At 69.3% G+C, this 11,597-nt stretch carries 8 protein-coding genes; 5 read left to right on the top strand and 3 right to left on the bottom strand.

What is annotated here, in order from left to right; genetic code table 11:
• Nucleotides 1-44: 44 nt before the first annotated feature.
• The 3 genes from HWX39_RS26505 to HWX39_RS26495 form a co-directional block, all read right to left on the bottom strand.
• Nucleotides 45-1,763 (bottom strand): YadA family autotransporter adhesin, encoded by a 1,719-nt coding sequence (locus tag HWX39_RS26505; RefSeq protein ID WP_244135104.1) that lies wholly within the window; start codon nt 1,761-1,763, stop codon nt 45-47.
• Nucleotides 1,764-2,178: 415 nt separating this feature from the next.
• Entirely contained in the window at nt 2,179-4,056 is a 1,878-nt protein-coding gene (gene ggt, locus HWX39_RS26500) for a gamma-glutamyltransferase (protein WP_175970718.1), read from the bottom strand.
• Nucleotides 4,057-4,129: 73 nt separating this feature from the next.
• Entirely contained in the window at nt 4,130-5,092 is a 963-nt protein-coding gene (locus HWX39_RS26495; protein WP_175970717.1) for a LysR family transcriptional regulator, read from the bottom strand.
• A gap of 248 nt (nt 5,093-5,340) precedes the next feature.
• On the opposite strand from HWX39_RS26495, the gene HWX39_RS26490 reads away from it, so the two are divergent.
• The 5 genes from HWX39_RS26490 to HWX39_RS26470 all read left to right on the top strand — a co-directional run bounded on the left by HWX39_RS26490 (nt 5,341) and on the right by HWX39_RS26470 (nt 11,586).
• Nucleotides 5,341-7,473: a 3-hydroxyacyl-CoA dehydrogenase NAD-binding domain-containing protein gene (locus HWX39_RS26490; protein ID WP_175970716.1), complete on the top strand. Its 2,133-nt coding sequence runs from the start codon at nt 5,341-5,343 to the stop codon at nt 7,471-7,473.
• Between the two features lie 29 nt (nt 7,474-7,502).
• Complete coding sequence (locus tag HWX39_RS26485) at nt 7,503-8,711, top strand: acyl-CoA dehydrogenase family protein (RefSeq protein WP_175970715.1); 1,209 nt, start codon at nt 7,503-7,505, stop codon at nt 8,709-8,711.
• A gap of 14 nt (nt 8,712-8,725) precedes the next feature.
• Nucleotides 8,726-9,862, top strand: a complete 1,137-nt coding sequence (locus tag HWX39_RS26480; protein ID WP_175970714.1) for an acyl-CoA dehydrogenase family protein — start codon at nt 8,726-8,728, stop codon at nt 9,860-9,862.
• A 30-nt stretch (nt 9,863-9,892) separates the two neighbouring features.
• Nucleotides 9,893-11,098, top strand: a complete 1,206-nt coding sequence (locus HWX39_RS26475; protein ID WP_175970713.1) for a CaiB/BaiF CoA-transferase family protein — start codon at nt 9,893-9,895, stop codon at nt 11,096-11,098.
• Between the two features lie 182 nt (nt 11,099-11,280).
• Entirely contained in the window at nt 11,281-11,586 is a 306-nt protein-coding gene (locus tag HWX39_RS26470; RefSeq protein WP_175951437.1) for a DUF485 domain-containing protein, read from the top strand.
• Nucleotides 11,587-11,597 lie beyond the last annotated feature (11 nt).

Here is an 11,597-nt window from a genome sequence, read left to right as displayed (position 1 = left end):
ACCCGGCCCGTTCTGGATGATGCTGTCGGCAATGCCGCGACGGCTTACCAGCGATAGCCGGCGCCGGCACCGACTGCCACGGTGCCTCGTGTATTGGTCGACCCGGACGCCTTGATGACCCAGCGACCGTTGCGGGTAGCAGTCGACAAACCGAACGCGACGGCCGATTGACCGCTGTACGTGCCGCCGGCAATCGATACCATGCTTTCGCCCGCCAGCGACGCCTGCGGCAGGTTCGCGATCGCGACGGCGGATGCGATGCCGCCGCTTGCGTCGCGCCGGTAGTGATCGATGTCGGATCGAACGCTGCCGATCTGGTCGTTCAACTGCTGCACGTTCACGGCATCGGTCGGCGCGGTGCCGGCCTTGACGTTGGTGATCTGTCGTTCGTGGCCGGGCGAGCCAACGGAGACCGAGTCGTCGCGATCGGCGACGGAGTTCGCGCCGAGCGCGACCGAATTATTGCCCGATGCCGTCGCATTGTTCCCGAGCGCGACGCCGCCATTGCCGGATGCGTTCGAGTTCTGGCCGAGCGCCATCGAATCCGATCCGGTCGCTCCGGAGCCGTCGCCGAGCTGTGCCAGCTGATTGCCGTGCTCGCCCGTCGACGGGTTGGCGCCGGTGCCGTTCTGCTCGACATTCGTCAGGCGGGAATTCAGTGAATCGACGCTGCTCTGGAGCTTCTGCTCCATCGCAAAGAGTTGCCCGCCGTTGACGGCCTGCATGCTGCCCGCCGCGATTGCGCCTCCCTTGACGTTGTCGAGCAAGGTGCCGCCCACACCGCCGAGCGTCGCGCTGTCGAGCGTCAGGTCGTCGTACACGATCGCGCCGAGCGGCTTGCCGTTCGGGTCGATCAGGCCGGCCGCCTTGAGCTGCGCGACCGTCACGGCGTCGGTGTCGCCAGTGCCGTTCGACAGGCCGGTCAGCGTGCGCGTGCCGTTCGCGCCGGCGACGCTGACCGACGTGCCGCCTTTGTCGGCGCCGATCGAGATCGCGAGACTCGCCGGGTCCTGCCGGACGAGGCCTGTCGTGCCGTTGTCGAGCTGCGCACCGAGATCGTCGACGTCGGTGCGGATCGACTTGACGTCGGTTTCGACCGTTGAGACGCGGCCGTCGATCGTCGTGACGCGGCCGTCGAGATTCGTCAGCGCATTGCCGATGTTGTTGAACGATTTCCCGTCGATCGTGTAGTTCGGGCCGCGAACGGTACCGTCCGCGCTGACAGCGGCATCGCCGCCGAGTGCGTCGACGACAGGCTTGAGCTGCGACAGGTTGGTTGCGTCGGTGTCGCGCGTGCCGGCCCGGAGGTTGACGAGCTGGCGCTCGCTGCCTGTGTTGCCGATCGACACGGTGTTCGTGCGGTCGGCGACGCTGCCCTGGCCGAGTGCGACCGCACCGTGCGCGGTGACCTTCGTGTCGGCGCCGAGCGCGAGGCCGCGGTTCGCATTGACGTTCGACGACACGCCGAACGCGCTCGAGCGATCGCCGTGGACGTTCGCGCTTTCGCCGACGGCGACGGTAGCTCGCCCGTCGGCAACGACATTCGAGCCGATCGCGATCGCCGAGTTGTCGGCGCCGGTCTCCCCGTTTGCCGTCGCGCCGGGACCGATGGCGATGGAGCCGGCGCCCGCCGCGACCGGCTGGCCGCCGATTCCGTCTATGATTATCAGCTTGTCGAGCACGAGATCGCCGGCAGCATGGCTGTAGCCGGGCACCAACGCGCTTACCGAGAGCGCAAGCGCCGACATGCGGATGGCAGTCATGGGTTGCCGCTTTGTCGAATCGTGCGGGCGTGCGTTGCCGAAGGAGATGGCAAGTAGGCGTATCATGAATCGTAGTCCTGAATGATGGATTGTGTGCATTCGGACGGTCAATGCCGATTTGCTTCTCTTGGCAACGGGACGTTGCAACGTTGTCCGCGAACGGCACGCCGGGGTCGAATGGCCGAGACGTGAGTCAGCGACTATACGTAGCGGCAGATGCGTCGTCGATCAGACAATTACGAAATTGAAGTTAGCGATATGAGACAGGAAATCGCGTATCGATCGGGATGTCGCAGTTGGACAAGACGCGTGAACAGGAGGCGGCCAACGTCTGTCGGACGAGTCTGAATTTCGTCGTGGCGGAACGGGCGAACGGTATCGCGGCGGCGCGTCGCGCCGCCACGCAGGGAACCGCTCAATCCCCCATCGCGATCCCTTCGCGCCGCGGATCCGCGCCGCCGAACCACACCGTCTGCCCCTGCACGTTCAGCCGCTGGATCCCCTGCAGCCCCGAGTTCATCTCGACGACCTGCACGACGTGCCCGCGGCCCTTCAGCCCGTCGGCGAGCGCGTCCGACACGCGGCCGCGCTCGAGCTGCGTCGGCCCGTTCATCGACCCGAAGTTCGGCAGCGCGATCGCCTGCTGCATCGTCATCCCCCAGTCGAGCACGCCGACCAGCGTCTTCGCGACGTGATTGATGATCGCGGGGCCGCCCGCCGAGCCGACGACCATCGTCACCTGCTTCGTCTTCTTGTCGAACACGAGCTCCGGCGACATCGCCGAGCGCGGCCGCTTGCCGGGCTGCACGCGGTTCGCGACCGGCCGGCCATTGTCGTTCGACACGAACGAGAAATCGGTGAGCTGGTTGTTCAGCATGAAGCCGCGCACCATCAGCCGCGAACCGAACGCGTCCTCGATGCTGGTCGTCATCGACAGCGCCTGGCCGTCGCGGTCGACGATCGCGATGTCGGACGTGGACGGCAACTCGGGGCTGCGGTCGTCGGCCATCGCGAGCGTCGCGCCCTGCGGCGTGCCGGCCTGCGCGACGCCCATGCTGCTGTCGCCGATCAGGTGCGCGCGCTGCGCGAGATAGGTCTTGTCGGTGAGGCTCGCCCAGCTGCCGCCCGGCAGTGGCACGAAATCGGGATCGGCGACATAGCGCGCGCGGTCCGCATACGCGAGGCGCCCGGCTTCGCTGAACAGGTGCGCGGCGAACGGGGTCGGCTCGTAGCCGACGTCGTTGCGCACCGGCTTCTGCGCGCCGATCTGCTGCCAGTCGGGCATCGCCTCGAGGATGCCGAGCATCTGCGCGATCGCGAGGCCGCCCGACGACGGCGGCGGCATCCCGCACACGACCGAGCGCCGGTAGTCGGTGCACAGCGGCGCGCGCACCTTCGCCTTGTAGCGCGCGAGATCCTGCAGCGACAGCAGCCCCGGGTTGGTCGGGTGCCTGCGCACCTTCGTGACGATGTCGCGCGCGATCGCGCCGCTGTAGAACGCGTTCGCGCCGCGCTCGGCGACCTGGCGCAGCAAGGTTGCGAGCGCGGGGTTCTTCAGCACCGTGCCGGCTGCCTTCGGCGTGCCGTCCGGGTTGTAGAAGTACGCGCGCGCGGCCGGGTCGTTCTTCAGGTACTTGTCGTTGGCGATCAGCGTCGCCAGCCGCGGGCTGATCGTGAAGCCGTGCACGGCGAGCCGGATCGCCGGCTGGAACAGTCGTCGCCACGGCAGCTTGCCGTGCGCGCGGTGCGCGGCGTCGAGCATGCGCAGCACGCCCGGCGTGCCGACCGAGCGCCCGCCGACGACACCTTCGTAGAAGCTCATCGGCTGGCCGGTCGGCCCGTAGAACAGGCGATCGGTCGCGGCGGCCGGCGCGGTTTCGCGGCCGTCGAAGGCCTGCGTCGCCTTGCCGTCGAAGTACAGCATGAACGCGCCGCCGCCGATCCCCGACGATTGCGGCTCGACGAGCGCGAGCACCATCTGCGTCGCGATCGCCGCGTCGATCGCGGTGCCGCCGGCCTTCAGCATGTCGTAGCCGGCCTGCGTCGCGAGCGGGTTCGCGGCCGCGATCATGAAGTGCTGCGAGGTCCAGCCCGGCTTGTCGGTCCAGCCGGACGACAGCTCGGGCGCATGAAAGCCGGGCAGCGGCACGGCGGCGCCCGATGCGGCGGCGACGGGCACCACCGCGCCCGACGACGGCGTGGACGGGGACGTGCAGCCGGTGTTGAACGCGACGAGCGCGACGGCGGCGAGCAGCGTCCAGGAGCGCGAATGCGGACGAATCCGGTCGAACATTGAACCCTCGGCGGCAGTGAATTCGAAGGAGGCGACGGTGCGGGCACAACGCGGCTGCCCGCTCCCGGGCGCGCTATTGTCGCTGCGCGGCCGGCGGCTTGTCACCCGACAGGAAACCCTGACGCATCGCGCCGGGCCCGCCCCGGCCGGTCTTTCCGGCCTGTTCGAGGATGAACTCTATGAACGTCGACGTCGCACGCGTGTGGTGCCGGTTCGGCATGTAGAGCATGTACATATGCGTGCCGAAGATGCTGAGCCGGTACGCGTCGAGCGACGTGACGACCGTGCCGCGCCGGATGTCGTCCTGCACCACGTAGTCGGGCACGATGCCGACGCCGATCCCGCCGAGGATCGCCTGCCGCAGGAACAGGAAGTTCTCCGATATCAGCGTGGGTTCGAGCAGCACCTCGTGGCGCTCGTCGCCGAGATACGCGGCGATCCTGAGCTGCCGGCCCATCACCGTCGCGGTGACGACGGGGGCGGCCGACAACGCGCCGAGGCTTGACGGCATCCCGTGCGCGGCCGCGAATGCGGCCGACGCGCACGCGACGTAGCGCACCGCGCCCATGTCGCGCGCGACGAGGTTCTGCGGCGGCTCGGGCATCACGCGCACCGCGATGTCGATCTCGTCGCGCATCAGGTCTTCCACGCGATTCTCGAACACGACGTCGAGCACGATGCCCGGATGCAGCCGCTTGAACGCGAGCAGCCAGTCGGACATCACCATCTGCCCATAGCCGCTCGGCACCGACAGCCGCACGCGGCCCTGCAGGTCCTGGCCGAGCGTCGTCACCGATTCCTGCGCGGCGAGCAGCTCGTTGCGGATGCGCCGGCCGTGCTCGTACAGCTTCAGCCCGATCTCGGTCGGCTCGATGCGCCGCGTCGTGCGCCGCACGAGCTGCTGGCCGATCGAGCGCTCGAGCTGGTTCAGCCGGTAGCTGACGTTCGCGCGGCTCATCTTGAGCCGCTGCGCGGCCTTGCTGAGATTGCCGGCGTCGAGGATCTCGACGAGCAGCGTCAGCGCGTTCAGGTCCATGCGTGTGCTCCTGATCCGTCCCGTTTAACGGTTGGAAAGCATTCAATGTCAAGTCAGACTTGACAGCTTGTAAAGGCGTGCGGGAATTGTCAATGAATCTAGATCAATCGAGAATCGGGTCATGCCCGGCGTCAGGCCGGATCTTGTCCCGCTTCGTGCGGGACCGGGGCTGGTGCCCCGGCGCCGCTCGCGTGGCCGCGAGCCACGAACCGGCGTCGACGCACCGGCCGCCGCGTCAAGGAGACACGATGAACTCACCCGCTTCCCCCATCAGCCCTGCCGGCATCGTCACGCGCGAGCGGCGCGACAAGGTGCTCGTCGTCACGATCGACCACCCGCCCGTCAACGCGTTGTCGGCCGACGTGCGGCGCGGCCTCGCCGACGCGCTCGACGCCGCGCGGGCCGACGACGCGATCCGCGCGGTGCTGATCGTCGGCGCCGGCCGCAACTTCATCGCGGGCGCCGACATCCGCGAGTTCGGCAAGCCGCCGGTGCCGCCGTCGCTGCCCGATGTATGCGAGCGGATCGAGTCCGGCGCGAAGCCGGTCGTGGTCGCGCTGCACGGCGCGACGCTCGGCGGCGGCCTCGAGGTCGCGCTCGCCGCGCATTACCGGCTCGCGGTGCCCGGCGCGAAGCTCGGGCTGCCCGAAGTCACGCTCGGCCTGCTGCCCGGCGCGGGCGGCACGCAGCGCGCGCCGCGCCTGATCGGCGCGAAGGCCGCGCTCGACCTGATGCTGACGGGCCGTCATGCAAGCGCCGAAGAAGCGCTCGCGCTGGGCCTGGTCGACCGTCTCGCGCACAGCGACGACACGCTCGCCGAAGGCCTCGCCTACGCGCAGGAACTCGTGTCGCTCGGCGCGCCGGTGCGCCGCACGCGCGATGCGCAGGGGCTCGCCGACCGCGCGTCCGCGCAGGCCGCGATCGATGCGGCGCGCGCGGAGCTGCCGAAGAAATCGCGCGGCCTGTTCTCGCCCGCGAAGATCGTCGACGCGGTCGAGGCCGCGCTCACGCAGTCGTTCGACGCGGGGATGAAGCTCGAGCGCACCCTGTTCCTGCAATGCATCGACAGCCCGCAGCGCGCGGGCCTCGTGCATGCGTTCTTCGCGGAGCGTGAAGCGGCGAAGGCGCCCGAAGCGCGGCGCGCGAGCGCGCGGCCGGTCGAGCGGATCGGCGTGGTCGGCGGCGGCACGATGGGCGCGGGCATCGCGGTCGCGGCGCTCGATGCCGGGCTGCCGGTGACGATGATCGAACGCGACGAAGCATCGCTCGCGCGTGGCCGCGCGCACGTCGAGAAGGTGTACGACGGCCTCGTCGCGAAAGGCCGGATGACGCCGGCCGCGCACGCCGCGCGGCTCGCGCGCTTCAAGGGCAGCACGTCGTACGATGCGCTCGCGCAGGCCGACGTCGTGATCGAGGCCGTGTTCGAGGACATGGCCGTGAAGCAGGCCGTGTTCGCCGAACTCGCGCGGGTGTGCAAGCCGGGCGCGGTGCTCGCCACCAACACGTCGTATCTCGACATCGACGCGCTGGCCGCGAGCATCGACCGGCCGGCCGACGTGATCGGCCTGCATTTCTTCTCGCCGGCCAACGTGATGAAACTGCTCGAGATCGTCGTGCCGGCACGCGTGAGCGCGGATGTCGTCGCGACCGCGTTCGCGCTCGCGAAGCAGTTGAAGAAGACGCCGGTGCGCGCGGGCGTGTGCGACGGCTTCATCGGCAACCGGATCCTCGCCGTCTATCGCACGGCGGCCGACTACCTGATGGAAGACGGCGCGTCGCCGTACCAGATCGATCGCGCGGTGCGCGAATTCGGCTTCCCGATGGGGCCGTTCCAGGTCGTCGACCTCGCGGGCGGCGACATCGGCTGGGCGACCCGCAAGCGCCGCGCGGCGACGCGCGACCCGCGGGCGCGCTACGTGGAGATTTCCGACCGGCTGTGCGAGCGCGGCTGGTTCGGCCAGAAGACGGCACGCGGCTACTACCTGTATCCGGACGGTGCGCGCGTCGGCACGCCGGACCCGGAAGTCGAGACGATCGTCGCGCAAGAGCGCGCGAAGAAGGGCGTCACGCCGCGCCGGTTCACCGACGCCGAGATCCTGCGCCGCTACCTCGCCGCGATGATCAACGAAGGCGCGAACGTCGTGCACGAGAAGATCGCGCTGCGCCCGCTCGATGTCGATGCGGTGTTCCTGTACGGCTACGGCTTCCCGCGCTATCGCGGCGGCCCGATGCATTACGCGGACACGATCGGCCTCGCGAATGTGCTCGCCGATATCCGCGCGTTCGCGAAGGAGGATCCGCTGTTCTGGAAGCCGTCGCCGCTGCTCGTCGATCTCGTCGCGCGCGGCGCGGATTTCGCGAGCCTGAACCGCATCGACTGAACGCCCACCGCATTTGCCACGGACCGAAGATGGACCTCAATTTCACTCCCGAAGAGGAAGCCTTCCGCACGGAAGTGCAGCGCTTCCTGCAAGCCGAACTGCCCGCGCGCATCGCGCGCAAGGTGAAGGGCGGCCTGCATCTCACGCGCGACGACATGCGCGAATGGCATGCCATCCTCAACGCGCGCGGCTGGCTCGCGAGCCACTGGCCGCGCGAATACGGCGGCCCCGGCTGGAGCGTCGCGCAGAAGTTCCTGTTCGACAACGAATGCGCGCTCGCGGGTGCGCCGCGCATCGTGCCGTTCGGCGTGAACATGCTCGGCCCCGTGCTGATCAAGTACGGCAACGAAGCGCAGAAGCGCCACTGGCTGCCGCGCATCCTCGACGGCACCGACTGGTGGTGCCAGGGCTACTCGGAGCCGGGCGCCGGGTCCGACCTCGCGGCGGTGAAGACGAGCGCGGTGCGCGGCGTCGACGCGCAGGGTGAGCACTACGTCGTGAACGGCCAGAAGACGTGGACCACGCTCGGCCACTACGCGAACATGATCTTCTGCCTCGTGCGCACCGCGACCGACGTGCGCAAGCAGGAAGGCATCAGCTTCCTGCTGATCGACATGAACACGCCGGGCGTCGAGGTTCGCCCGATCATCACGCTCGACGGCGAGCACGAGGTGAACGAGGTGTTCTTCACCGACGTGCGCGTGCCGGCGGCCAACCTCGTCGGCGAAGAGAACCGCGGCTGGACCTACGCGAAATACCTGCTCACGTACGAGCGCACCAACATCGCCGGCATCGGCTTCTCGACGGCCGCGCTCGACCGGTTGCGCGCGGTCGCCGCGAAGGTCACGAAGAACGGCCGGCCGCTCGCGGACGATCCGTTCTTCGCGGCGCGCGTCGCCCGTGTCGAGATCGAGCTCGAGAACATGCGCACGACCAACCTGCGCGTGCTGGCCGCGGTCGCGGGCGGCGGCGCGCCGGGCGCGGAAAGCTCGATGCTGAAGATCCGCGGCACGCAGATCCGCCAGGAGATCACCGCGCTGATGCGGCGCGCGATGGGGCCGTATGCGCAGCCGTTCGTCGAGGAAGCACTGGATGCCGATTACGACGGCGAGCCGGTCGGCCCGGACGAAGCCGCGAGCGCCGCGCAGCAGTATTTCAACAACCGGAAGCTGTCGATCTTCGGCGGCTCGAACGAGATCCAGAAGAACATCATCGCGAAGATGATGCTCGGGCTGTAACGAGGGACGCGACGATGGATTTCCAGCACACAGAAGACCGCCGGATGCTGGCGGATACGTTGAACCGCTTCATCGCCGAACAGTACGCGTTCCCGGTGCGCGATCGCATCGCGCAGTCGGCCGAAGGTTTCGATCGCGCGATGTGGCAGCGCTTTGCCGAACTCGGCACCGTCGGCGCGCTGTTTTCCGAAGCCGACGGCGGGTTCGGCGGCGCGGGCTTCGACATCGCCGTGGTGTTCGAATGCCTCGGGCGCGGGCTCGTTGTCGAGCCGTTCCTCGGCGCGCTGCTCGCGGGCCGCGCGCTGTCGCTCGCCGGCAGTGCCGCGCATCGCGACCGGCTCGCCGCGCTGATCGACGGCAGCGCGAGCGCCGCGTTCGCGCACGACGAGCCTGGCTCGCACTACGAACTGACGACCGTGCGCACGCGCGCCGAACGCTCGGGCGACGGCTGGGTGCTGACGGGCGCGAAGGGCGTCGTCGACCAGGCCGCGCAGGCGGCGTTCTTCGTCGTCAGCGCGCGCGTGTCAGGTCACGATGACGACGCGGCCGGCATCGGCCTGTTCGTCGTGCCGGCCGACGCGCCGGGCGTATCGCTGCGCGACTACCGGAAGATCGACGGCGGCCGCGCGGCCGAAGTGCGCTTCGAACGCGTCGCGCTGCCGGCCGATGCCGCGCTCGGCGCACACGACGGCGAAGCCGGCGCCGAGCTGCTCGAACGCGTGCTCGGCTACGGGTTGCTCGCGCTGTCGGCGGAAGCGCTCGGCGCGATGGACGTCGCGAAGGAGTACACGCTCGACTACCTGCGCACCCGCAAGCAGTTCGGCATGCCGATCGGCAGCTTCCAGGCGCTGCAGCACCGGATGGCCGACCTGCTGCTCGAAGTCGAGCAGGCGCGCTCGGCCGTGATCAACGCGGCCGCGCAGCTCGATGCGCCGCGCGTGGTGCGTGAACGCGCGCTCGCGGCGGCGAAAACCAGCATCGGCCGGATCGGCACGCTCGTCGCGGAAGAGAGCATCCAGCTGCACGGCGGGATCGGGATGACGTGGGAGCTGCCGCTGTCGCACTACGCGAAGCGCCTCGTGATGATCGATCACCAGCTCGGCGACGAGGATCACCATCTCGCGCGCTACATCGCGCTGTCGAAACAGTAAAAACGCACCACGCGAATGGAGGAGACAAGGATGACGAACGAATCGCGCGCATTGCCGCTGGCCGGCGTGAAGGTGCTCGATTTCTCGCGCGTGCTGGCGGGGCCGTGGTGTGCGATGGTGCTCGCCGATTTCGGCGCGGAAGTAATCAAGGTCGAGCACCCGGCGCACGGCGACGACACGCGCGACTGGGGCCTGAGGATCGGCGACACCGAGACGACCTACTTCAACAGCGTGAACCGCAGCAAGCGCTCGATCTGTCTCGACCTGCAGACCGGCGAAGGGCGGCGGCTCGCGCGCGAGCTGGCCGCGCAGGCCGACGTGGTGCTTCACAACTTCAAGTTCGGCGGCGCGGAAAAGCTCGGGCTCGGCTACGACGCGCTGGCCGAGCTGAATCCGCGCCTCGTGCATTGTGCGATCTCCGGCTACGACCGCTCGGGCGCCGAGGCCGCGCGGCCCGGCTACGACCTCGTCGTGCAGGGCGAGGCCGGGCTGATGGCGCTGAACGGCGAGGCCGGCCAGCCGCCGCTGAAGTTCGGCGTCGCGGCGGTCGACCTGTTCACCGGCATGTATTCGGCGCAGGCGATCCTCGCCGCGCTGTACGAGCGCCATGCGACGGGGCGCGGGCGGCGCATCGAGATGGCGCTGTTCGACTGCGGGCTGATGATCACCGCGTACTACGGGCTCGACGCGCTGCTGATGGGCGAGGACCCGCCGCGCTACGGCAACGCGCATCCGTCGATCGTGCCGTACGGCGTGTTCGACGCGGCCGACGGCCCGCTCGTGATCACGGTCGGCAACAACACGCAGTTCGCGCGCTTCTGCGATGCGATCGAACGGCCCGACCTCGCGGCCGACACGAGATACAAGACCAATCTCGGCCGCTCCGAAAACCGTGCGGACCTGCTGCCCGAGATTCGCGGCGAACTCGCACGCCGGTCGCGCGCGACGTTGCTCGCGGCGCTCGCCGATGCGGGCATTCCGTGCGGCGAAGTGCTCGGGCTGCATGAAGCGCTGAAGTCGGAGCGCGCGACGAGCGCGGGGCTCGTCACGCGGCAGCCGCACCCGGTCGCGGGCGGCGTCGACGTGCTTGCGCCGCCGTATCGGTTCGACGGCGCGCGATTGCCGGTGCGCGGTGCGCCGCCGGTGCTCGGTGCCGATACGGATGCGGTGCTCGGGAGCTGGCTCGGCATGTCGGTCGACGAGGTTGCGCGGCTGCGTGCCGAGCGCGTGGTCTGAGCGCGCGCATCGTCCCTTTCACCGGATTGCCTTTCTCCGCCGCGGCGCGGGCGGATCGGTTGACGCGCCGGCCATCCACAACACCTCGCTCGCGACACGACGAGGGCATTCGGCGGGACCGGCGCGGGCGCTGAAGGGCCGGCGCCGGGCGACCGCCAAGCATGGGACAGGAGACAGACACCATGGAGCTTTCCGTCATCGAATCGGTCACGGCGCGCCGTGACTACCAGCAGCTCGTGCGTGCGCGGCGCCGCTTCAGCTTCACGCTGACGGCGCTGATGATCGCCACGTACTACGGCTTCATCCTGCTCGTCGCGCTCGCGCCGCACGTGCTCGCCGCGCCGCTGTACCGCGGCGCGACGACGACGGTCGGGATCGCCACGGGCGTCGCGATCATCCTGGTCGCGATCGGCCTGACCGCGTGCTACGTGCTGCGCGCGAACCGTGCGTTCGACCGCCGCGTCGACGCGATCCTGCAGCGTCCTTGACGGAGGCCGAC

This window comes from Burkholderia sp. BCC0322, from assembly GCF_902833045.1.
GTDB lineage: Bacteria > Pseudomonadota > Gammaproteobacteria > Burkholderiales > Burkholderiaceae > Burkholderia.
This window is presented reverse-complemented; position numbering and strand designations above follow the sequence as displayed.